The organism is Mesorhizobium sp. WSM4976 (genome assembly GCF_029625685.1).
GTDB lineage: Bacteria > Pseudomonadota > Alphaproteobacteria > Rhizobiales > Rhizobiaceae > Mesorhizobium.
This window is the reverse complement of record NZ_JARTVT010000013.1, coordinates 146608-168642: the sequence shown is the minus strand read 5'-3', so window position 1 is coordinate 168642 and position 22035 is coordinate 146608. Positions and strand designations below refer to the sequence as shown.

The 22035-nt window shown below is 63.4% G+C and carries 30 protein-coding genes; 10 read left to right on the top strand and 20 right to left on the bottom strand.

Going from position 1 to position 22035, the window contains the following annotated elements:
• Nucleotide 1: 1 nt before the first annotated feature.
• The 3 genes from P9272_RS17870 to P9272_RS17860 are packed head-to-tail and all read left to right on the top strand — an operon-like array spanning nt 2 to nt 1615.
• Nucleotides 2-343 (top strand): hypothetical protein, encoded by a 342-nt coding sequence (locus tag P9272_RS17870; protein ID WP_128261086.1) that lies wholly within the window; start codon nt 2-4, stop codon nt 341-343.
• Nucleotides 340-1218, top strand: a complete 879-nt coding sequence (locus tag P9272_RS17865; protein WP_278161531.1) for a cytochrome c oxidase assembly protein — start codon at nt 340-342, stop codon at nt 1216-1218. Before P9272_RS17870 ends, P9272_RS17865 begins: the two co-directional genes overlap by 4 nt.
• Nucleotides 1199-1615, top strand: coding sequence for a c-type cytochrome (locus P9272_RS17860; protein ID WP_278161530.1), 417 nt, complete (start codon nt 1199-1201; stop codon nt 1613-1615). The genes P9272_RS17865 and P9272_RS17860 overlap by 20 nt, the downstream gene beginning before the upstream one ends.
• On the opposite strand, the gene P9272_RS17855 is transcribed toward P9272_RS17860, so the two are convergent.
• From P9272_RS17855 to P9272_RS17790, 14 genes are all read right to left on the bottom strand, one after another.
• On the bottom strand, nt 1616-2422 hold the full coding sequence (locus tag P9272_RS17855) for an ABC transporter permease (RefSeq protein WP_278161529.1): 807 nt from the start codon (nt 2420-2422) through the stop codon (nt 1616-1618).
• Nucleotides 2419-3144, bottom strand: coding sequence for an ATP-binding cassette domain-containing protein (locus P9272_RS17850; protein ID WP_278161528.1), 726 nt, complete (start codon nt 3142-3144; stop codon nt 2419-2421). The genes P9272_RS17855 and P9272_RS17850 overlap by 4 nt, the downstream gene beginning before the upstream one ends.
• On the bottom strand, nt 3141-4100 hold the full coding sequence (locus P9272_RS17845) for a PQQ-dependent catabolism-associated beta-propeller protein (RefSeq protein ID WP_278161527.1): 960 nt from the start codon (nt 4098-4100) through the stop codon (nt 3141-3143). The genes P9272_RS17850 and P9272_RS17845 overlap by 4 nt, the downstream gene beginning before the upstream one ends.
• Complete coding sequence (locus P9272_RS17840; protein WP_278161526.1) at nt 4088-5194, bottom strand: ABC transporter substrate-binding protein; 1107 nt, start codon at nt 5192-5194, stop codon at nt 4088-4090. Before P9272_RS17840 ends, P9272_RS17845 begins: the two co-directional genes overlap by 13 nt.
• A gap of 347 nt (nt 5195-5541) precedes the next feature.
• Nucleotides 5542-6405, bottom strand: a complete 864-nt coding sequence (locus tag P9272_RS17835) for a DUF3618 domain-containing protein (RefSeq protein WP_278161525.1) — start codon at nt 6403-6405, stop codon at nt 5542-5544.
• Nucleotides 6402-6794, bottom strand: a complete 393-nt coding sequence (locus tag P9272_RS17830; RefSeq protein WP_128261078.1) for a phage holin family protein — start codon at nt 6792-6794, stop codon at nt 6402-6404. The genes P9272_RS17835 and P9272_RS17830 overlap by 4 nt, the downstream gene beginning before the upstream one ends.
• Nucleotides 6791-7405, bottom strand: coding sequence for a hypothetical protein (locus P9272_RS17825; RefSeq protein ID WP_278161524.1), 615 nt, complete (start codon nt 7403-7405; stop codon nt 6791-6793). Before P9272_RS17825 ends, P9272_RS17830 begins: the two co-directional genes overlap by 4 nt.
• A 161-nt stretch (nt 7406-7566) precedes the next feature.
• Nucleotides 7567-7896, bottom strand: a complete 330-nt coding sequence (locus P9272_RS17820; RefSeq protein WP_128261076.1) for a hypothetical protein — start codon at nt 7894-7896, stop codon at nt 7567-7569.
• 2 nt (nt 7897-7898) lie between these two features.
• A complete protein-coding gene (locus P9272_RS17815; RefSeq protein ID WP_278161523.1) occupies nt 7899-8258 on the bottom strand; it encodes a hypothetical protein in 360 nt (119 codons plus the stop codon).
• Nucleotides 8258-9478: a divalent metal cation transporter gene (locus P9272_RS17810; RefSeq protein WP_278161522.1), complete on the bottom strand. Its 1221-nt coding sequence runs from the start codon at nt 9476-9478 to the stop codon at nt 8258-8260. Before P9272_RS17810 ends, P9272_RS17815 begins: the two co-directional genes overlap by 1 nt.
• Complete coding sequence (locus P9272_RS17805) at nt 9475-9909, bottom strand: hypothetical protein (RefSeq protein ID WP_278161521.1); 435 nt, start codon at nt 9907-9909, stop codon at nt 9475-9477. Before P9272_RS17805 ends, P9272_RS17810 begins: the two co-directional genes overlap by 4 nt.
• 299 nt (nt 9910-10208) lie before the next feature.
• Complete coding sequence (locus P9272_RS17800) at nt 10209-11189, bottom strand: alpha/beta hydrolase (RefSeq protein ID WP_278161520.1); 981 nt, start codon at nt 11187-11189, stop codon at nt 10209-10211.
• A 57-nt stretch (nt 11190-11246) separates the two neighbouring features.
• On the bottom strand, nt 11247-11492 hold the full coding sequence (locus P9272_RS17795) for a hypothetical protein (RefSeq protein ID WP_278161519.1): 246 nt from the start codon (nt 11490-11492) through the stop codon (nt 11247-11249).
• A gap of 429 nt (nt 11493-11921) precedes the next feature.
• Nucleotides 11922-12248 (bottom strand): hypothetical protein, encoded by a 327-nt coding sequence (locus P9272_RS17790; RefSeq protein ID WP_278161518.1) that lies wholly within the window; start codon nt 12246-12248, stop codon nt 11922-11924.
• A gap of 234 nt (nt 12249-12482) precedes the next feature.
• Between P9272_RS17790 and P9272_RS17785 the strand changes: the two genes are divergently transcribed.
• From P9272_RS17785 to pqqE, 7 genes are all read left to right on the top strand, one after another.
• Complete coding sequence (locus tag P9272_RS17785; RefSeq protein ID WP_278161517.1) at nt 12483-12812, top strand: low affinity iron permease family protein; 330 nt, start codon at nt 12483-12485, stop codon at nt 12810-12812.
• A 215-nt stretch (nt 12813-13027) separates the two neighbouring features.
• Nucleotides 13028-13546 (top strand): ferritin-like domain-containing protein, encoded by a 519-nt coding sequence (locus P9272_RS17780; RefSeq protein WP_128261068.1) that lies wholly within the window; start codon nt 13028-13030, stop codon nt 13544-13546.
• A 64-nt stretch (nt 13547-13610) separates the two neighbouring features.
• Nucleotides 13611-13706: a pyrroloquinoline quinone precursor peptide PqqA gene (locus tag P9272_RS17775; protein ID WP_108702850.1), complete on the top strand. Its 96-nt coding sequence runs from the start codon at nt 13611-13613 to the stop codon at nt 13704-13706.
• A 124-nt stretch (nt 13707-13830) separates the two neighbouring features.
• Nucleotides 13831-14769, top strand: a complete 939-nt coding sequence (gene pqqB, locus P9272_RS17770; RefSeq protein WP_278161516.1) for a pyrroloquinoline quinone biosynthesis protein PqqB — start codon at nt 13831-13833, stop codon at nt 14767-14769.
• Nucleotides 14766-15524, top strand: coding sequence for a pyrroloquinoline-quinone synthase PqqC (gene pqqC, locus P9272_RS17765; RefSeq protein ID WP_278161515.1), 759 nt, complete (start codon nt 14766-14768; stop codon nt 15522-15524). Before pqqB ends, pqqC begins: the two co-directional genes overlap by 4 nt.
• A complete protein-coding gene (pqqD, locus tag P9272_RS17760; RefSeq protein WP_278161514.1) occupies nt 15521-15820 on the top strand; it encodes a pyrroloquinoline quinone biosynthesis peptide chaperone PqqD in 300 nt (99 codons plus the stop codon). The genes pqqC and pqqD overlap by 4 nt, the downstream gene beginning before the upstream one ends.
• Nucleotides 15817-16917, top strand: coding sequence for a pyrroloquinoline quinone biosynthesis protein PqqE (gene pqqE / locus P9272_RS17755; RefSeq protein ID WP_278161513.1), 1101 nt, complete (start codon nt 15817-15819; stop codon nt 16915-16917). The genes pqqD and pqqE overlap by 4 nt, the downstream gene beginning before the upstream one ends.
• Nucleotides 16918-17229: 312 nt before the next feature.
• Here the strand turns inward: pqqE and P9272_RS17750 are convergent, their stop codons facing one another.
• From P9272_RS17750 to P9272_RS17725, 6 genes are all read right to left on the bottom strand, one after another.
• A complete protein-coding gene (locus P9272_RS17750) occupies nt 17230-17880 on the bottom strand; it encodes a sugar phosphate isomerase/epimerase (protein WP_278161512.1) in 651 nt (216 codons plus the stop codon).
• A 153-nt stretch (nt 17881-18033) separates the two neighbouring features.
• Nucleotides 18034-18642 carry a dihydroxyacetone kinase subunit DhaL gene (gene dhaL / locus P9272_RS17745; protein WP_278161511.1) on the bottom strand — a complete coding sequence of 203 codons (609 nt, stop codon included), beginning with the start codon at nt 18640-18642 and terminating at the stop codon, nt 18034-18036.
• Between the two features lie 5 nt (nt 18643-18647).
• On the bottom strand, nt 18648-19655 hold the full coding sequence (locus P9272_RS17740; protein WP_278161510.1) for a dihydroxyacetone kinase subunit DhaK: 1008 nt from the start codon (nt 19653-19655) through the stop codon (nt 18648-18650).
• 174 nt (nt 19656-19829) lie between these two features.
• Nucleotides 19830-20285: an RpiB/LacA/LacB family sugar-phosphate isomerase gene (locus tag P9272_RS17735; RefSeq protein WP_128261061.1), complete on the bottom strand. Its 456-nt coding sequence runs from the start codon at nt 20283-20285 to the stop codon at nt 19830-19832.
• Between the two features lie 10 nt (nt 20286-20295).
• Nucleotides 20296-21063, bottom strand: coding sequence for a triose-phosphate isomerase (locus tag P9272_RS17730; RefSeq protein WP_278161509.1), 768 nt, complete (start codon nt 21061-21063; stop codon nt 20296-20298).
• A 7-nt stretch (nt 21064-21070) separates the two neighbouring features.
• Nucleotides 21071-22033, bottom strand: a complete 963-nt coding sequence (locus tag P9272_RS17725) for a sugar-binding transcriptional regulator (RefSeq protein ID WP_278161508.1) — start codon at nt 22031-22033, stop codon at nt 21071-21073.
• Between the last annotated feature and the right edge of the window lie 2 nt (nt 22034-22035).

Below are 22035 nucleotides of genomic sequence, written 5' to 3'. Positions count from 1 at the left end.
GATGCGCGCGCTGCGGCTGGGCACGTCCTGGGGAGGTTTGCTGTCGGGGCCATTGGCCTGGGCAATCTCAACGCAGCTGAATTACGCGCTAGTGCACTGGCAGTGCAATCGCCAGGTGCAGGTGGTGCTCCCGGCGGCGCTGCTGCTCGCGGTGTTTTCCCTGCTCGGCGGCGCGCTGTCATGGCGGGCGAAGCGACAAGGCGGCGCCGCTTTCAAACCGGAGCGCACGCGCGGCACCGAGCGTTTCGTCGCCGATCTCGGCATCCTCGCCGCTTTGCTGTTCGCCCTCGTCATCATCATGCAGGGCAGCGCCGCGCTCATCCTCGACGAGTGCCTGCGATGAGCTTCGACGCCTTCTTCTCGACCTCGATCTGCTACGGCGCCGGTGCGCCGGATGCCGGATGGACATTGGCGCTTCCCATCACTCTTCCCTTGGCGGCGATCGCACTGATCTATGCGCTGGGCGCGGCCCGTCTATGGCGTCGCAGCGGCCGAGGCCGTCCCGAGCGGCTTCGCCAAGCCCTGTTGTTCGCGGCCGGGTGGAGCGGGCTGACCGTTGCGCTGGTCAGCCCCATCCATGCGCTCGGCGAGCGGGTGTTCTCAGCCCATATGATCGAGCATGAATTGCTAATGGCCGTGGCGGCGCCCCTTCTCGTCGCCTCCTGCCCCGGCGCGGCCTTGATGTGGGCGTTGCCGGCCTCGCTGCGCCGAGGGACGAGAAGCCTCACCCATGGCAGGACGCTGCAGGCGGTCTGGGTGTTGGCGGCTCGCCCGCTCAGCGCGACGGTCCTTCATGGGATAGCGATCTGGGTTTGGCATATTCCTGCGCTGTTCGAGGCAGCGCTGCAGCAGGGCGTGCTGCATTATGCGCAGCATGCCAGTTTCCTCGGCACCGCCTTGCTGTTCTGGTGGGTGCTTCTGCCGCGCTCCTGGCAACAGAAGACCTATGGCATCTCCGTCATGCATTTGTTCTTCACCTCCCTGCACACCGGCTTGCTCGGCGTCCTGCTGCTGGTCTCGCCAAAACTCTGGTATCCGGAGAATGGCTCCGGCGCCGCGCTGTGGAGCCTGAGCCCGATCGAGGACCAGCAGCTCGCCGGGCTCGTGATGTGGGTGCCGGCCGGGCTGATCTACGGCGGAGCCGCCCTGCTGCTCGCCGGCCTCTGGGTAAGCAACAGCGGAACCAGGGAGGCAACACATGCGCTCCGACCTGGCTAGGCTGCTCGGCGGCGTCCTCGTCGCCATCGTGCTTCTGGTCATCGCAATTGCCGCGACGACCTTGTGGATCGACCGGCGCGAGCGCGTACGGCACGAGTCGGATGCGGCGACCGGCGGCACGGGCGCGCGGGCCGTTCCGATCATGACAGCGAATGGCTGCTCCGGATGCCACACAATTCCCGGGGTGCCGGGCGCGCAAGGTCAGGTCGGGCCGCGCCTCGACGGCAGCCTTGCCGATCGTGTCTACATCGGCGGTGTGCTGGCGAACAATCCGGAGAACCTGATTCGCTGGATCCGCGCGGCAAGGGAAATCAACCCGCACACGGCCATGCCGTCGACGAGGATCACCGAGCAGCAGGCGCGCGACATCGCAGCCTATCTCTATGCCCTCAGATAATCATCCCTCCCCGCCACGCCGGGCCCATAGGCCGCGACCTGGATCATAGCCGGCCACCGCCGCCAGGAAGAATGCCACGAGACAGGCGACAACGACGAGCATGGAAACCGTGTCGAAGCGCAGGTAGAGCGCGAAGCGGATCAACTCGACCGCCGAGCTGAATGGATTCCACGCGGCGATCGTCGCCAGCACCGGACCGGCTTCAGCGAGGCGCCAGATCGGATAGAGCGCCGTCGAGGTGAAGAACATCGGGAAAATGACGAAGTTCATCACGCCGGCGAAGTTCTCCATCTGAGTGGACATCGAGGACACCAACAGGCCGAACGCGCCGAGCATCAGGCCCGACAGCACGAGCGCCGGGAACACGGCGACATAGCCCAGGATCGGCGGCCGCACGTCCCAGAAGCGCGCAACGAAAAGGAACAGATAGACGAGCGGCAGGCCGACAATCACGCTGGCGAGCAGGCGCGCGGCAAGCAGGTACCAACGCGGCAGCGGCGCCGTCAGCAACAGGCGCATGCTGCCCATTTCGCGGTCATAGACCATGGCCAACGAGCTCGCCATGGCATGGAACAGCAGCATCATCGCCGCCAGCCCAGGCACCACATAGACCTCGTAGAGAACATAGGTCTGGTAGGGGGGCGTGATCGACAGGCCGAGAACGGAGCGGAACCCGGCGGCGAAAATCGCCAGCCAGACAAGCGGCCTCACCATTGCGGAGAAAAGGCGCGCGCGCTGCCGCAGCGAGCGCAGCATTTCCCGCCGCAAGATGCCGTCGAGCGCCCTCAATGCGTGATGCACCTTCATGGCGAACCCGTCAGCAAGGCGAATGCCTCAGCGATGCTTCCTACGCCGAGCTCGTGCGCGATGTGATCCGCCAGGCCTGCCCAGCATATCCTACCGCGATCCAGCACCACGACATCATCGTCGGCCGCTACTTCTTCGAGGAAATGGGTCGCCCATAGGACGGCGATGCCACGCTCCCTGCAAAGGTCCCTTACATGCTGCTCGAGCGCACGCCGTCCCGGCACGTCGAGCCCGGTTGTCGGCTCGTCGAGCAGCAGCAGCCGCGGGCCGTGCATCAGCGCCCGCGCAATCTCCACGCGCCGGCGCTGGCCGCCCGATAGCGCTCGGGTCCGATCGTCGACCCGGTTCAGCACTTCGAGGCGGCTCAATTCCTCCCTTGAGCGCGCCTTGCTCAGTTCCGTGGGAAGTCCGTGCAGCGCGGCGTGGTAGCGCAGGTTCTCGCCCGCCGTCAGATCGAGATCGAGCGTCGGCTGCTGGAAGACGACGCCCATTTGCGCGAGCGCGGCGGACGGGTTCGACTGCATCGCCACATCGAAGACATGCACCGCACCGGTCCATGCGTGATAAAGGCCGGTGATCAGCGAGAACAACGTTGTCTTACCGGCGCCGTTGCGGCCAAGCAGGATGCACATTCTCCCTTCAGCCACAGTGAACGAGACATTCTGGAGAACCTGCCGGGTTCCGAAACTGTGGCTAAGATTCTCGATCGCCAGGGCGTTCATGGGCCGATCACGACGCCCCATGGACCGCGCCCCACCGGCAGCGACTTCACGACCTCCTGGTTTTCCAGGTCGATGAAGGAGATGTCGCCGGAGTTGCCGTTGGCGCTGATCAGTTGCTTCTGGTCGTCAGAGAGCGCGACATGCCAGGGGCGCTGGCCGACGAGATAGAGTCGCCTGACCGTGAATGTCTTGGTGTCGATCTCGGCAATCCTGTTGGCCGGGCCGAGCGCGACATAGGCAGTCGCGCCGTCGCGTGACATCTCGATGCCGACCGCCTGTACGCCCTCACGCCGGATCCCCGGCACCTCGAAATCGATCTTGCCCGTCTGAGCGCGTGTCGCGGTGTCGAAGACCGTGACGGTGCCTCGGATTTCGGACGACACCCATAATTGCTTGCCGTTCACCGAGAACGCCGCGGCGCGCGGGCGCGTGTCAACGAGCAGATTGTCGATAAGCTCAAGCGTGCCGGCGTCGATGAGATGGACCATGCTCGTCGTCTCCGACGTGCAGGCAACGGTGCGGCCATCGGCGCTGACCGCCATGCCCTCCGGCTCGACGCCGACATCGACTGTGCCAACGATTTTGGCGCCAGCTATATCCACCACAGAGACAAGGTTATCGTTCTCATTGGCGACAAAGAGCCGCTTCCCGTCGGGGTGCACGACAAAGAATTCCGGATCGGCGCCCGAAGGCAGTTGACCGACGACCTGTCGCTTGGCGAGATCGACCACGTCGATGCGGTTGTCGTCACCTTCGGCAACGAACAGCGTCTTCTTGTCGACCGAGAGCGCCATTCCGCGCGGGCGCCGGCCGACCTCGATCGCCGACTGCAGAGTCATGGTTGCCCGGTCGACGACGGCGACGGTGTTGTCCTGCTCGTTGGAGACGTAAATCGTCTCGGCCACCGCGGGAGGGACAAATATCAACACCAGCACGAGCGCGATCAGAGTTTGCATGTGCTCTCCTCCAGGTCGATGCCTAGAGTGTCGAGCGGCGTGCGCTGATGCAGAAAACCCGGTTGCGGCGAACTGGAAACGAGCAGCCGGGGGCCCGCGATCAGAATGGGCTGGCGCATCTGCCCGTCCCAGGGGCGGAAACTTAGCCCTTGACCCTTGAAGCCGGCGAGCAGGAAATCATCGCTGCGCAAGTACTTTGCTATCGCGGCCGGATCGAGGCTGTGCAGCCGTGTTGCCGCCTCGCCGACGCTCTTGACCGCCAGCCAGGCGGCGTAGTCACTGGGCAGCATCCAGCGTCCGGCCTGCTTGCGAAAGCGGTCCTGGAGTTGCGTGGCACCCCATTCTTCGTCGACCGCGCTCCAGCCGGTCGCGACCAGCCCTTGCGTCCCAGTTACCGTCCTCGGCAAGGCGGTACGTCCCGAGAGATAGGCGCCGAATTCGTCGGCTTCATCGGCAACGACCAGAACATCGTAGTCGCCGACCTGCGTTGCGGCAGGGATCTCGGTCTGGAGCGTGACATGTCCGGTGTCTGCGCGGCCGTTGGCGGGCCGGAAGGTCCAAGGCTTATCGACGGTGATCCGCGCCCCGAAACGCGTCGCTGCCCGCCGAAAGGCCGACGCCATAGCCTGGTCGCCGGGATGCGGACCAGTCAGCAGGAACCAATGCTGCCAGCCTTTCCAGACCAGGTATTGCGCCAGGGCGTCGGCCAGCATGGCGCGGCTGGGAATCGTGTGCAGAACGTTTCTTCGGCAGCCCTCCTGACGCAGGCTGTCATCAGGGTCGCGGCTGTTGAACAGCGTCATGCGCTCCGCACCAGGCGCTGCGCTCGCCTGCAGCAATTGCGCAGCGTCTAGATCGGCAACGACGAAGCTGATGCCGGCGGTTGCGAACTGCCTCACCGCTTCAGCCGGGGTCTCGCCGGGTGCCAGGATGACTTGTTGCAGCCGGAAATTCTGACCGAGGAAGCGCCCGGTTGTGTCATCGTCGGCTATGCCGAGCCGGGCGCCTTGCAGGCCGTCGTCGATGACGACCTCATCCAATGGCCCGAGAGGTGGGGGCGGCTTGCGCTGTTCTCCGAGATAGCCGATGACCATTGTCTGTTGCCCGGCAAGCCCATGGACGGCGCCGGCGAGGAGCATGACAAACGCTAGCGCCAGCCTGATCCGGCTCGGGCCGGGCAGGACATGTTGGATTCTTGAAGTCGGCACGGGCGCTCCACGGATCGAGCGACCCTAATGTTTTTGAACGAGAAATGTTCCCGGTTGACTGACCTAAGGTCCGGCAATCGGGGCAGGCTCCAGCCGTTGAATGGCAGAGGAGAACCGACCGGACCTCTAGCTGGGGCATTCTCGATTGTCCTGCCCGCAGGTTACCTCCCAAGTAAGCTATTACGCCACCGAAGCTTGGGAGCGCGCATCGTCCTTGCACGTTTGGAAACCGGCTACCTTTTCCGTGAGGATGTATCGGAATTGGAAAGCCTCTGCCGCACGGACGCGTCGGTCTGGTTGGCCACGGCGCTGACGACTCCGCTCACCTTGTCCGCCAGCGTCCCCTCGCTTGACGCCTGCCGCCCGGCTTCGTCGCTCGCCGTCTGGTAGGCCTCGGCCGCGACTTGCTTTGCGGCGTCGAGGCCTTCTTTCAAAGTCTCTTGGGCACTTTCACGAAGTTTCTCGCGATAGCCACCCAATCGCTCATCCTCGACGTCCGTGTGGGGCAGCATGGCGCCGATAGCAGCTCCGATGGCGAGGCCGACGGCGGCCGCGGCGAGAGGCTGGTCCTGAAGCAGATTGTGCGCGGACCGGCCGGCGCTCGTCGCCATGTCGGCCGTAGCTGCCGCCGAGCTTGCGAGCGTGTCCGCCGCGCTGCTCGCCATGCCCGACACTGTGCCGGCTGCTTCGCTTGCCATTCCCGAAACAGTTGCGGCCGCTCCGCTGGCGGCTTCGGCAACAGAGTCGGCCGCATCCGAGGCCGTCGAACTCATTCCCGCGCCGAAAGCTCCATGATCAAGCCCGGGACCGCGCCGCGTCGCACCATCGGCACCAGCCGACGCGGGCGAAGCGCCGCTGCCCAACATCAGCCAGGCCAGACCCGCGCCGATCACGGTCAGGGGCAACGGATTGTCCCGCATCTGGACCTTCAGGTTGTAGAGCATGTCGGAGCCCGTGCCATTCCTGAAAAGCCCAGTGAACTCATCGAAGAGCTGGCCGGGGGTCATCTTATCGCGAATGGAGTCGGCGGTCGCCACCACCCTTGCGCGCGTGGCTTCCGCCTCGCGTTCGAGCTCGGCTGCGGATTTCTCGGTCATCTCGCTTGTTCCTTGATCGCGTTCACGTCACGCTTGAGCTGTTCTTGTGTACGGTCCGGCGCCAGTTCGGAGGGCGCCATGCTTGCCATGCCCGTCCGCAACAGGATGACGCCCAACACGGCAACCACCACGCCGACAAGCAAGGCGGACCACCCGGCGCCAAGACCAAGCCGGGCCAAGGCGATGACGAGCGCCTGCAACAAAACCAAAAGCGCCGCGAGCAGGCATATCGCGCCGCCCAGCACCTCTACAGCGCCTGCTCCGGCCTTGGTTGCGTTCTCCGAGATTTCCGCCCTTAGGAGCCTGGCCTCCGTTTGCACGAGCCTGCTCACCTGTTGCGCCAGATCGGCGACCAATGTGCCGAGACTTGGATTATTCTGAGTATTCATTTCTTCAGCTCCGCTGCCTTCCCCGGTATGCCGCCGTCGGAACCCCAGTTGGCTGGAGATTGATCCCGGCCGGCGCCCGTTCCCGTGCCAGTTTGGCTGGGATATTGAGACGTGGCCGCGTCCTGCGTCGGGCGGCGTGTGCCGGGCGGCGAAGCCTTCATGAAGCGGCCAAGCGCCAGTCCCGCCAGAACCGAGCCGGCAAGAAGCGCTTCAGGATTCTGGCGGCCAAAGGACTGAACATCTTCGAGCACCTGTCCGAACGGCTTCTCCTTCAACGAGGAGGACAGCCGTTCCAGCCCGCTCGCGGCTTCCTGCATGAATTTCGAGGCCGCGCTCTGGTCGCTGCCGGCAAGGTGATCGCTCGCGGCGCGCAGCGCGCCGCCGAAAGCGGACAGGCTCGACCCAATGTCGCGCTGCGTCTGCTCGGCTTTTTTCGCGACGGCCTGCTGGGCTTCGCCTGCGTACGCTCCGGCTCTGTGGACAACCTCATCGCGCGCATCGTGGAGCGCTTCGCCGGCGCTTTGCGTTTCTTCCTGGATCCTGTTGGAAACTTCGTCCTTTGCCCTGGCAAAGTCGGCGGGCTCGCGGCCCCGATCGTTCTCGCGCTGCATGGTGCCTCCTAGTGAAAACCGAGAAAGGAAAGCACCGCGAGGACAACGACGATCAGACCTATGAGATAGATGACACTGTTCATGGCGCAGCCTCCTCCATGCAAGTCCAACTTCGCGCCGACTGCAATGTTCCACCGCATGAGCAGCTTTTTAGCGAATTGTCATTTGTCCTCGGGCTGCGCCTTGAAAGCCGCAAGTTCCTCGTCGGGGCAGAGGAGGCTGGGGCGCGCCGGATTGGAAATATCGAGCTTGTCCCAGGGAATGCGATAAAGGCCTTCACGCCGCCGCAACGCGAAGAAGTCGAGCAGCGCAGCTCCGATGGTCGAAGCGGACAACCGCTCGAACGCGGCGAATATCCCGACATGGAATTCGGTGACGACAAGATCGCTGCCGTCCCGCTCGGCGATGATCTCCTCGATATAGCCGATGCTCCTGCCCTGCTCGGAGAAGACGCGCCTGCCGGCAAGGTGATCGAGGTGCACAGTCGCCATCCTCAGGCTCCGGGGATTCGGCCGATAACATGTTCGCTCAGCCAGTCCTGCCAGGCGAAGATCCTGGTGCGGCGGACGTTGATGTCGAATTCTATGTCGACCCCGATGTCGCGCACTTTGTTCCAGGCGATCCGGTGGGGCCGTGCCTGCTGTTTGCCGCTCAGCCTTGCCGCGAGCTTCGCGGTCCATCTTGCGGGCGCCGAGCCAAGCCGTCGCGCCAGCGCGATCGAGCCGAGTTCAATGGCAATGACCCTGGGCGGCTTGCCCGGCCTCAGCTCGGCGACAAGGCTATCCACCTTGCCGATCTTGACCTGCTCGCGATCGACGACCTGCTTGTCCAGTATATCGCGCAGCAACTGCATCATGTGCCTCCGAATATCTGAAGCGGAATAGTCACCACTGCCAACACGAAGCCGACCGCGATGACGAAGATCACAGCCGCGTTGGAAACCAAGCCGTTGCGGTTCTCGCCGACATAGCGGTCGTCATTCAGCAGGAAAAGGAAGGGCACGACCGTCAGCGGCAGGCTCGCCGCGGTCAGCGCCATCGAGAAGATGGTGAGCTTCAACGGGTCGAGACCGAGCGCTATCGGAACGGCGGCAAGGAAAAGCGTCAGGGTGTAAACCAGGCTGAAACCGGGATCGTCGCGCGGCTTGAGATCCTCGCCCCAGTTCCAGCCGAACCCTTGTGCGACGAGATAGGCCTGCTGCAAGGCCACTTCGAGCGTGGCGCCGAAGCAGGCGATGGCCAGCGAAGCAACGAAAAGGATAAAGCCCCAGAAGCCGAATATCGGGATCAGCATCAATGGCAGCTGGTTGTAGTCGTCCACTTCGGTAACGCCATGAGCGCCAAGCACGAGCGCGGCCACTATCAGAACGCCCACGGAAATGGTCCCACCGAAACTCATGCCGAGACCGGCGATCGCCCGATTGGTGCCGAGATAGCTCTTGTCCCACTGATCCTCGTTCGCGCCCGAGGAATAGAACATGAAAAGGAAAGGCGAGATCGAGGCGCCGAGAATGCTGACGGCCATGAACCAGTATTTTGCAGTGTCGTGGTGCGGCAGACTGGGCACGGCGCCGACAGCCACCTCTTTCCATTCAGGCCGAAGCATTACGGCCGCGACGACGAAGCAGAGGGTGATGAGGCCAAGCGTCGATACCCCTTTCTCGATGAGGCCGAACGTGCCTTTCCACAACAGCAGCCACGCCAGAAAGGCGACCGGCAAGGCCCACCACTGGAAGCTGATCCCCGTGGCAAGCTCCGCGGCAATGGCAACACCGCCGATCTCGGCGGAAAGCACCAGGAAGTTGACCAGCAGGGTCGCAAGCAGCGGCCAGATGAACGCGTTGAAGCCGAACCGTTCACGGATGCCGTCAGTGATGGTGTGATGACTGACCGCAGCGAAGCGGCCAGCCATCTCGACCAGGAAGATAATGCAGATGGTGCCGAGCACGACCGCCCAGATGAGTTGGAAACCGAACAGCGCGCCGGCCTGTGCCGCCGTCGCCATCGACCCGACCTCCAGGAAGCCGCCGACGCTGGTGACGACGCCGAGCGAGATCTCCAGCAGCTTCTTCATCGGTCAGGCGAGAAATATTGTCGATAGGCGGCGGCGAGATCGTCCTGCGCGGCGCGAAGCTCCTTTTGCGCCTCGCCGGCCTGTGCATGCTGTTCGGCGTCGACCGCGCCCTCGGCTCGCTTTGCCGCGTTCGACAATCGGCTGACAGCCGCTGCCAGCGTATCTCGCTTTGTGGGTTCCCCCGTAGCTGCGGATCCAACTTGCCGGCTGGCGTCGGCGAGTGTGTCGGCAAAGGATTGCAGGGCAGAGGATGCATAGCGGGATGGCGCGGCGCCGGAGAGCCAGGCATCGCTCACCAGAAGCGCCGCCTGGGCCGTCGAGGCTGCAAGCTTCGACTGCTCGTCCACGGTTTCAGACGAGGAGCAGGAGGCGAGCGCCAGCGCCAGCAGGGGCAGGAAGGCCCGGCTCGGCGGGGCAACGGTGGGCAACATCTTCCCCTCTTTGCAATCGCTTGAAATCACGAGGGATAAAGCCGCAGGCACGGGAAAGTTCCTCCGTGTTCGGGATTTGCGGCATCGCGGCTGGCCCGTTTCCATGCCCTGCCCAGCTTTGCAAATCTTGCCGCTGGCATAGACATGCAACGCCGCCGATCTCCTCCTGCAGGGCTCGCGAAGATAGGGCTCGGCTGAACGGAAACTGCAATTTCTTGTCGATAGAATACATGGCTGGTTCTCCGTTGGGAGCCAGCCGAACCTCGGCCATAACATTGTTCCGTGGACCAAGGACTCAATCAGACCGAGCCGCTTGGCTCCGCCCTGTTACCAACGCCGGCAAGCGCCGCGACCTTGTCGATCATGGCTAGGACCGCCTCAGGCCTGCTTTGATGCACCATATGTCCGGCGTCCGGCACGATATCGACCAGCGCTTGGCTTATCTCGGATTGCAGGCGCAGTGCCTCGGCCTTGGCATCGAACAGCTGATCGCCGGCGCCGGCAACTATCCCGACAGGGACATGGATGTCGGCATATCGGCGATTTGGGAACAGTGCCGACGCCAGCATCAGGAAGGATTCAGCGGAGATGGAGCGCAACTGCGAGGGGCGGCTCGCCAACTCTCTTGTCGCTGTCGCGAAGGGCATTGCGACCGTTGCCGGATGAAAAATCTTCTTCATCGCCCATCGCCAGTTCAACCTGACCAGCGACGGCAGCACGGCGTGGCGCAGCACCGTCCCGAGCAGCGGAACCGCCGGCAGCGCGGAGATGGCAAGAGCCAGCCTCGGCGACGGGTAATGATAGCCGGCAACGACAACGACACCGGCAACCGACCGGGGATGCCGGCGCGCCATTTCGAGCGCCACGGTTGCTCCCCAGGAATGGCCGACAACCATGTAGCGCTCGATGCCGAGTTTCATGGCCGCGGCATCGATGAGGTCGGCCTGGGCAGCTGCGGTCCAAGGTCTCCCTGCCGGGCGCGGGCTCATGCCGAAGCCGGGCCTGTCGAAGGCAAGTACACGATATCTGGCGGCGGCCTTGTCGAAGATGCCGCTTGTCGTGAAGTCTTCCGCCGAGGCGCCATTGCCGTGCAAGAGCAGAACCGCTTGCCCGGTGCCCGCCTCCAGGAAATGCAGCTTCATTCCCCGGAGATGGATGAAACGCCCGAGCGGACGTGCGGCCAACGCCCGTCGCGCAAGCAGACCATTGTATAGGGAAAAGGCAATTGTTGCCGTCGCAAGCAACAGAAGCAGGTTCTTCTTCCTGGACTTTGTCGTCATGGCTGGGCGGGGTGGCGAAAGCAGGCGGCTTTGGCAGGGGTGGCGCCCTGTTCGCTATCAGGCCGACCCTTTCTGAGGCAGCTCGGTCTCTTCCTCGACTTCGTCACGCAGGCTCTGCTCGGCCCCCACTTTATTAGCGCCAGCCGACGGCTTTTGCCGGGCGAGCTCGCGATCGACAACCTTGCGTGAGCCTTCAACCGGATCTTCTTGCGGGGAATCCCTGTCCGTCCCTTTTTGCTGGCCGGTCCGGTCACTGCTAGGAGTCGATTGCGCAGAATCGTCGTTTTGGCGGGACTTCGTCATTGAGCACCTACTCCGCTTTGGTCGGATATCTGCTGGCTTCCGGGCAGGTTGGAAGCAGGGCCAAACCCCTGTGACCGCCCTTTGTTCCGTGCGGGGCGGGACCGGCCTTGCCACCGCTCCGCAAGCGGGTGGGACCAACGGCTGCGTGCAACAAATGTGGTTGAGGCTGGATCGATGCACTTCTACGACTGCGGCAAGCGTCCGGTTGCCTGCTGCGTCCGCCTCGCGACGGAGGAACCATGACCTGCAACTCTCCACTCAGCCTTTTGGAATTCGAAGCGCTCACCCAGGCAGCTTCGAAACTGTCAAACGACACGGCGGAACGCTGGAGAGTTTGGTGGTCTCTTTGTTCGAAGCGTTGCGCGAAGGAGAGACCTGTCCCAAGGCGGTTCTGGACGCAGTGCTCGCGACGCTGACCAAGGAGAACCGCTAGCCAGCCGGCTTCCCCTCGCCCTCGACAATATCCTGTTCGGGATCGACAGCTTCCAAGGCCTCAACCACAGGCGCCAATGAATTCTCTTCATCGGGACCGGATTTCGGTCCATTGTTATCCTCGCCGATTTTGTCGAGAGCGCGTTGGATGGCGTCTTCAATGTTGCCGACCTCCTGCTCTCGCACCTCGCGACCGTAGCCCGCGGCATCGGCATCCTGCTCGAATTGCTGCGCCAGCATCGGAACGCTGATCTCGGTTTCGGCCGGCAAGTTGCCGACATTCTCCTCCAGCCAGCTGCGCAGGAATTCCTTCGTTGCGTTCATGGAGCACCTCCTCGACGCGAGATAACCGGTCGATGGCGCCGAAGTTCCCGTAAGTCCGAATCGGCAGGGAAAGAGCGGATCGCTTCACGGTGGGGAGCTCGAACACTCTGGCGAGACACTCGATGGCTTCCACGGCGAGAGCGCTTGACACGAAGGGGGTCGATCCCGCCTCGAGCTAAGTTGCAGCCCAACATATACAGCGGGAACCCGGATTGCTCTGAGCCGTTCGCAGGCATGGCAACATTGCAGCTTCGAGAAGCGCTGACCAAGGTCGGCACACTGACGTCCCGACCGGCGGCCTTTCTGATCTTGGGCGGTTACACTGTCTCTTGGTTTCTGTTCGAGCGGGAAACACTTGACTGGCACGGCGCCGCGACGCTGATCACCTGGGCAATGACGCTACTGATACAACGGGCCGAACATCGCGACACCCAAGCCCTGCAGGCGAAACTCGATGAGCTGATCAAGGCGAACGACAAGGCTCGCAATGAGATCGTCGAGATGGACGACAAAGAACCGGAGGAAATCGAGCGAATACGCGATGCGGGGCAAGAGGGAAGTTGACGTCTCGCGTAGGACCTGGGCCGGACTGCCTTCGGAGCTGAAGTCGTTGTGAGCAGGGCGCCAGCGATGATGACACTCTTGGAACGACGAGCCTGTTTGCGTCGACCACTCCGACCGGCTGTTCCAACATCGCGATCTTGTCGGAACTTAGGGTCGCCGGGCGGATTAGGAAGAGTGCCGCAGGCGCATCACAACAACCGCACGGAGGATCTAAAATGCCGAAGAAAGCCTCGTCCGCGACCTCGAACGGCTTGGAAAGCCTGTTCCTGGATGGACTGAAAGACATCTACTACGCGGAAAAGAAGATCCTGAAGGCTTTGCCGAAGCTGGCGAAAGCAGCACAGTCCGACAAGATAAGCGCCGCTTTCGAAAAGCATCTCAAGGAAACTGAGGACCAGGTGGACCGCCTGGAGCAAGTCTTCGACATGCTCGGAAAGCCGGCCAGGGGCAAGACCTGCCCTGCCATTGACGGCATCATCGAGGAGGGCTCGGAAATCCTCGAGGAATACAAGGACGAGCCGGCGCTTGACGCAGGGCTGGTGGGTGCTGCCCAAGCGGTCGAGCACTATGAGATCGCGCGCTACGGCACGCTGATCGCATGGGCTGAACAGCTCGGTCTCAAGGACGCTCTTCCGCTGCTCCGACAGACGTTGAAGGAAGAGTCGGCAACGGACGAGGCGCTCAACGCTCTTGGTGAGAGCGACGCCAACCAACGTGCTTTGCAGGCGGCCTAGCAACGTCCAACACTTTGCATTGGCGGCGCCGTCGGCCCGTATGGGCTGCAGAAAGGAGAACTCGATGAAGAAGACCTGGAAAAAACCGACCATGTGTCAGGTGGCTGCGGGCTTCGAAATTTCGCGATATCTGCCTGCTGAAATTCGGCCGAAAAAATAGCCCGTGAATGTATGCCCCGAGCAGGCGGGCATGCAATTCTTTGCGATATCGGAAGACACGGAAGCAACCGACCGCTGCCGCAAAAGCGGGTGCCGGTCAATTGCTCGACTGGGCATGCATTGACATGCGCGTGAAGATCATCGGATCGGCGGCCGGAGGCGGCTTTCCGCAATGGAACTGCAATTACCGCCAGAGCCGCGCGGCTCGGCTAGGGACGCCCGGCGTACATCCGCGAACCCAATCGTCCATCGCCGCGACGGCTGACGGGACAGGCTGGGCTCTCTTCAACGCATCGCCCGACATCCGCCAGCAGATTGCGCAAGCTCCCGAGTTGCAGCCCGGGACCGACGCACCGCTACGCTCGAGCCCAATTCGCGCGGTGGTTCTGACCAATGCCGACGTGGACCATATCGCGGGCCTGCTAAGCTTGCGTGAGCGACAGCCTTTCGCGATCTATGCGACGGCGCAGGTGCTGGCAACGCTGGAGGCAAATTCGATCTTCAATGTCCTCGATCCGGCGATCGTGCCGCGGCGTCTGCTGGCGCCGACGGAAGAGATAGCCATCTGCGGCGCGGACGGCCATCCGACCGGCGTGGTCGTCGAAAGCTTTCCGGTGCCTGGCAAGGTCGCGCTCTATCTCGAGCAAAGAGGGGATCAAGACGCCGATTTCAGCTCCGACACGGGCGACACGATCGGCGTCCGCATCAGCGGGACCGACAGTCGCGGCGCCGTTGTCTACGTTCCGGGCTGCGCGAATATCGACGGCGCGCTGCGCGCCCGCCTGGCCGATGCCGCCTGCCTTCTGTTCGACGGCACAGTCTACACTGACGACGAGATGATCACGGCCGGCGTCGGCCAGAAAACCGGCGCGCGCATGGGCCACATCGCAATGTCCGGGGAAGCAGGTTCGATTGCCGGCCTGGCCGATGTGAAGATCGCTCGCCGTATCTTCATCCATATCAACAACACCAATCCCGTTCTGGACGAGAATTCCCCCGAACACGCGGCTGTGAAGGCGGCTGGCTGGGAAGTCGCGATCGACGGCATGGAGATGGAATTTTGAGCGATTTCCACCACCGGGCCCGAGGCGGACTGTCGAAGAGCGAGTTCGAGGCCGTGCTGCGGCAGGTCGGTGACGAGCGCTACCACAGCCGCCATCCTTTCCATCACAGAATGATCGGGGGCGGCCTGTCAAAGGCCGAGATGCAGGCCTGGGCGCTGAACCGCTATTGCTACCAGGCTGTCATTCCGCGCAAGGACGCCATGATCCTCGCACATGCCGAGGATCCAGCGTTCCGAGCCGTCTGGCGCAAGCGCATCGAGGACCATGACGGCGAGGACGGCTGGAGCGGCGGCATCGCGCGCTGGCTGCATCTGGCGACCTCACTCGGGCTCGATGCCGAAACCGTCAAAAGCGAAAGGCTGGCGCTGCCGGCGACCCGCTTCGCCGTTGGCGCCTACCTTTCGTTTTGCACCAACCGGACCTTGCTGGAGGCGGTCGCATCGTCGCTGACCGAGATGTTCTCGCCGACCATCATCGGCGAGCGGGTACCGGCGATGCTGGCCAGATATGATTACATCACCGAGGACACGCTGGCCTATTTCAGCCGGCGGCCCGAACAGGCATCGCGCGACGCCGACTTCGCCCTTGCCTATGTGCTCGCCCACGCCGACACGCCCGAATGCCAGCAGCAGGCGATCGATGCGCTGGTGTTCAAATGCGATATTCTCTGGGCCATGCTCGATGCGCTCCAGCATGCTTATGGCGCCTCGGGGAGCATACCGCCCGGCGCCTTCCGTCCGGAGTGGTCCTTATGATGACGGCGCTGCGCGAAAGAGCCATCGTCTCGTCGCGGTCGGCGCCGTCGCGGCCCAGGCATGTGCGCATCCAATACGATCCAGTGCGGCAGGCCTTCGCCGTGCTTTCGCCGGAGAAGGTCTTCTGGCCGAACGAGGTCAGCCTCGACATCCTGCGCCGCTGCGACGGGCAGTCCACCGTCGAGCGCATCATCGCCGACCTTGCGGCCGACTATGACGCGGATCCGCAGGCCGTCGCGGCCGACGTCATCGCCTTCCTGCAGGAATGGTCGGACAAGTTTTTGGTGAAGCTATGAGTGCCCCCCTCCTGCCCCCGATCGGCATGCTGGCGGAACTGACGCATCGCTGCCCGCTGCAGTGCCCCTATTGCTCCAACCCGCTCGAACTGCTGAAGGCCAACCGCGAGCTCGACACGCAGACCTGGCTCGATCTCTTCTCACAGGCCGCCGATCTCGGCGTCCTGCAGGTGCATCTGTCCGGCGGCGAGCCGACGCTACGCCGCGACCTCGAGCAGTTGATCGCAGGGTGTTCGGCGCGTGGCGTCTATACCAACCTCATCACCGCCGGCGTCGGCATTGCCGAGGGCCGCATCGAGGCCCTTGCCGAAGCCGGTCTCGACCACCTGCAACTGAGCTTCCAGGGCGCTCGTCCGGCGACCACCGACCGCATCGGCAACCACCAGGGCAGTCACGAGAAGAAGCTGGAGACGGCGCACCGCGCCCGCGCGGCCGGGCTGCCGCTCACCATCAATGCGCCGATCCATCGGCACAACGTCGAGGAAGTGCCGGAATTCATCGACCTCGCCCTCTCCCTGGGTGCGGAGCGGCTCGAGATCGCCAACGTCCAATATGCCGGCTGGGCGCTCGCGAACCGCGATCGGCTGATGCCCGACCGTGCCGCGGTCGACAGGCAGGCGGACATCGTTGCGGCTGCCCAGGAACAGCTAGTCGGCATCATGAATATCGATTTCGTGACGCCGGATTATTTCGCCATCTACCCCAAGCCATGCATGGGAGGCTGGGCGCGCGACGCCTTCATGGTGGCTCCCGACGGCACCGTGTTGCCGTGCCATGCCGCCCAGACAATTCCCTCGCTCCGCTTCGAGCGCTTCGGAGAACGCAGCCTCGCCGAAATCTGGACCGACTCGCCTGCATTCATTTCCTTCCGCGGCACCGAATGGATGCAGGAGCCGTGCCGAAGCTGCGAGCGCCGCGAGGTCGATTGGGGCGGCTGCAGGTGTCAGGCATTGGCGATTGTCGGCGATGCCTCGGCAACGGATCCAGCCTGCATCAAGTCGACAGCACACGCTTTTATGGGCACCTTGGTCGACGAAACGAGACGCGGCAATACCGCCGGCAACGATGCTTTCATGTATCGCAGGATAGGATCCTGAATGAGTTGGGCGACCTGGTCTTTCTCGTGACGCCTGACTTGCTGGCTTGCCTCGGGTGATCGTGATTTACCAGCGGGGCCGGTTTGGCGCCGGGACCTGGCTGGTAGCTTCTAACCCGCAAAAAATGCGATAGCCAGCCATAGTCACGGCTAGATTGCGTCGTTTGAACCGCTGTCTAGCGTAGTTCCTAGCATGGTTACGAAATGCAACGAGCGCTGCAAAGTGTCACGAATTTCATTGATATCGACAGGCGTGTTTCGCCGTTGCCGGTCGCGGCGCTGAGGGCGCTCCAATCGCAAGGGGATTTCGATGCTAACCGGAAGCGCCGAAGGAAGGATGGGCCCAGTCCTTTTGGTAGTCGACGGAACCTCTGCCGAGGGCACAGAACTTCCATCCTGCGTCGCGGCTGACAACATCGTTTAAGTGGGCATGACCAACTGCGTGGATAGCCGCCGTGATATCTTCCGCCGGCTGTGTTGCCTCCTGACTGTAAGTGAAAACATTTCCGGCGTCATGGTTCAGGCAGATGTGCCGCGATCCGATCTCGCGTATGAAGCTTGCCCCGGATCGAGCACTGTCGAACAGATCGCCGTTGCCATGCCCCGGGTTCTCGAGAGCCAGAGCGATATCGGCCTGCTCCAGTCTCGGCAGAACGGCATCGATCGTCCTCCGGATCCCCTCCCGATTCTTCATCGGGCCGGAATTGGTAATCAGGAAGGATGCGCCAATGCCGGCAGCAAAAGTGACGCGCCGGGATAACACATCGACTGCGTCCGGCCCCGACGGGTCGAGATGAGCCGATACGGCCTTGATCCCAAGCCCGGGAGTTTCTGCTCTCGCTCGCAGCTTCGAGGCGTTGGCGCTGGTGAACATGCCCTCATCGATATCGACATAGCCGCGAATGAAGGCTGGCTCGACATGCATTGCGCCAGCCCGCCCGATTTCTTCGATGGCCAGTTCCATCGAATAGCCATCGAAGAGCGCGGTCGATACCGATACGGTCCTGGGGCAGCGTTCAAGCAGAGGATCGTCGCAGGCTTCGAGGCTGCCAATTATGGGACCACGATCCGTCTCAAGCCTTATCAGTCTCCAAAGTGCTGCTCTGCACCAGATCGGTTAGCCAGTTTTCATAACGTTGCAGATTTCCTCAACCAGCATTGCCGCCGAAATCGACCCGGGATCCGGGTGGCCCAAAGAACGCTCGCCGAGACGCGCGGCGCGGCCGACGGTTGCGATCATATCGCGCGTTGCTTCCGCGCCTTGTCGGGCGGCGGCGGCTATGGCATCCGCATTCTGGCCCTCGATTGCCGCGTCCGCGGCCGGAGCCCAGGCGTCAAGCATGGTCTTCTGGCCGCGTTCTGCCTTGCCACGCTGGACGATGCCTTCGCGCATCGCGACAATTATGGTTCGCAACTCCGCTATCGGCATTGATGCGTGCGGACCCGCCGCCTTGCCGGCGCGAAGAAGGGCTGTCGCGTAGAGCGGTCCGGAGGAGGCGCCGACCGCGTTGAGAAAACCCTTGGCAGCGGCGGTGAATACATCCTGCAGCGTGCCCTCGGCCGCTTGCGCCGCATCGGCAGCAGCCTTCATGCCTTGTTCCATGGCGATACCGTGATCGGCGTCGCCGATCACCCCGTCGAGCGCGCAGAGCCTGTCGCGCTCGGCGGCCATCCGCGCGGAGAAAGCGTCGAAAAGGGCTTTCAAATCCCCGGTCGTGAACTCCATCTCGCTCAGCTCCGGAACATGGCGCAGTCACAGGGGTGGTCTATCATACGCTGCAGTTCATCATCGAGGTGCATAACGGTGATCGAGGCGCCGGCCATGTCGAGCGACGTGCAGTAGGGGCCGACAAGCGTCTTGTGGACGACCAGCCCGGCAGCCTTCACGCGCTCCGCGATTCGGGCGTTCAGGATGTAGAGTTCCATCAGCGGCGTCGCGCCAAGCGAGTTGACCAGCACCGCGACACGATCACCGGCCGGCGCCTTCATTTCAGCGAGGATCGCATCCATGATTTCATCGGCGACATCGTTGGCCGGACGCAACGGCCCGCGCCGCACGCCGGGCTCGCCATGGATGCCCATGCCGATCTCCATCTCGCCGACGGGAAGATCGAAGCTCGGCTTGCGCGTCTGCGGCAGCGAACAGGACGACAGCGCCACTCCCATAGTGAACGTGCGGTCGTTGGCGTGACGAGCGACGCGTTCCACTTCGGCCAGCGGCATCATCATGTCGGCGGCCGCGCCCGCGGCCTTGAAGATGAAGACGTTGCCGGCCACGCCCCGGCGCTTTTGCCGTTGGTCGGATGGCGCCGACGCGATATCGTCGGTGGTCAGCACCGTGCGTGCCTGGATGCCTTCCATCTCTAGCAAATCGGTCGCCATGTCGAAGTTCATCACGTCGCCGGCATAGTTGCCGTACATGAACAGGACGCCGGCACCGCCGCTCGCGGCCATCGCCGCGTCGACCGCCGGCTGAGGAGGGGGCGAGGCGAAGACGTTGCCGATCGCCGCGGCATCGGCCAGGCCCTTGCCGACATAGCCCAGGAAGGTCGGCTCATGGCCGGAACCGCCGCCGATGACCAACGCCACCTTGCCCGTCCGCGGTCCGCGTTTGGCGACGACCGCGCGCGACGCGCCGTCCGGCCGCCAGAGATGTTCGGGATGCGCGGCCAGGATGCCGGTCAGCATTTCGTCGACCGCCGCATTGCCGTCATTGATCAGCTTCTGCGTCAGGCTCATTCGCACCTCCCTGCTCGTCCTCGGCCGCGAGACTAGAGCAATTCCAGGAAAAGTGTGAAACGGTTTTCCTCCGGACTTGCGTGAAAACAAAGAGATAGAGCGTTTCGCGGCGGCGTGGAATCGTTCCTTTCCGCGTACCGGATCCCGATGCGACCGCGAATCGGAAAGTATCGGTCAGCGAGCGTTGTACTTTGCGTCGACCTGGTCGATGGCGGCGACGTTGCCGGCCGAGCGCCCTTGCGGGTCGAACGTCTCCTTGAGGAACGCATCGGCGATCGACTTAGCCAGTTCAGGCCCGATCACGCGCGCGCCCATGGTGATGATCTGGGCGTTGTTCGACAGCGCCGCGCGCTCGGCCGAGTAGGTGTCGTGGGTGAGCGCGGCGCGGATGCCCGGCACCTTGTTGGCCGAGATGCAGACGCCAATCCCCGTGCCGCAGATCAGGATGGCGCGGTCATATTTGCCGGCCAGCACATCGCTCGCGACCCGGTCGGACAGATTGGCGTAGAACGGATCGGGGCCGGTCTCGGTGCGCGATACTTCCGACACCTCGTGTTTGTCCTTCAAATAGTCGGCCAGAACCTTGGCCAAGCCTTCGCCGGCGCTGTCGCCGGCAACCGCGAGCTTCATGATCGTCTCCTCATAGTTTGGCGACGCATCTGGACAGGATATCGAGATAGCCCTCGACAGCCCATGCGGCGCGTCCGATGAACAGCCCGTCGATATGCGGGCATGCGATGAGTTCGGCGCAATTGTCCCGGTTGACCGAACCGCCATAGAGGCAGGGGACCCGGCGCCCGAGCACGTGCTCGGCAGCAGCGATGATCTCCGCCTGGCGGGCCTCGGCATAGTCCGAAGTCGCCGGAATGCCGTTGACCCCGATTGCCCAGACCGGCTCGTAGGCGAACAGGATCGGCGCGCTCTTCTGCGCGGCGCCGAGTTTGGAAAGCGCGCCGCGCACCTGCCTGTCGAGAACGTCGCGGGCGAGGCCGGCCTCGCGCTCGGCAAACGTCTCGCCGATGCAGATCAAGGGGGTCAGGCCGTGACGTATGGCGGCCTCCGTCTTGAGGCCCACGGTTTCGTCCGTCTCGCCGAAATGCTCACGGCGTTCGGAATGGCCGAGTTCGACGATATCCAAATCACAATCCTTCAGCATCACCGGCGAAATCTCGCCGGTCCATGCGCCTTCGTCCGCCCAATGCATGTTTTGGGCTCCGACCTTGACAGACGTACCTTGAAGCATCGCCTTGACCTCGCGCGCGGCGGTGAAGGGCGGGATGACGAAGCGCCGGACACGCGGATCGCCTTGCGGGTCCGCTAGCAGGCCGCTGGCGAAGGCGCGCGCCTGCGCCAGCGTCTTGTTCATTTTCCAACTCGTGCCGATCCACACTTGAGGCGGGTGCTTCATGCTGAGGTCATCCGATTTCGCTCACGAGAGCCCTGGCCGTCGACTCGTCGGTGATGAGACCCTTCAACCGCGCGCTTTTGAGCACCGCGCGGACCGCTTCGACCTTTGTCGGACCGCCGGCGATCGCGATGATGCGGCTATCCGCCGGTCCGTCCAGATCGACGGCGAGCGTGCGGGCGGTCAGGGTCGTTTCCAGCACCCGGCCGCGTGCATCGAAAAAGTGGCCGAGCATTTCGCCGACACCGCCAACGGCAGTGATCTCGCCAATCTCGCGCGGCTCGATCATGCCGGTCGCCACAAGCTGGGCGCCCGCATCGGCCGTGCCGATGCCGACGAACTTCAACGTCGACTGGTTCGACATCTCGAAGATTTCCCGCACGCCGCGCTGTGCCAGGAGCACTTCACGATCTTCGGCGGAATTGGCAAAAAAGGGCACCGGCATGACGTAGGCTTGTGCGCCGGTCTTTTCGGCCAGTCGATGCATGACGTCGTGGGGATTGGCGGCATAGTTGCGCGTCAGGCCGCCGAGCAGCGAGACGAAGCGGACGCCGGCCGCCTCAAAGCGCGGCAACTGATGCACCGCGGCGGCAAGCGTGCGGCCATGGCCGATGCCGATGACCCTGTCCTCGCCGCGCTCCATCTCGCGACGCAGGAAACTGGCGCCCGCCAGTCCGAGCGCCCGCAACGGAAGACTATCCTCGCCCAAATCCGGCGCAACCTCGCAGAAGTCCAATCCGAAGCGATCGCAGAGCTGGTTCTCCAGCAATGCGCATTCGACGACGTCGCCGTCGATCGAGACCTTGACTGCGCCATCGGCCACAGCCCGGGCGATCAGGCGATGCGCCTTGACCGACGGCAGGCCAAGTCGCTTCGCTACCTCGGCCTGAGTAAGCCCCCCGGCGTAGTGCAACCAGGCGGCACGAATCGCGAGCGATCCTTCAGGATCCAGTTGACCTGAGCGTTTTGGCATTT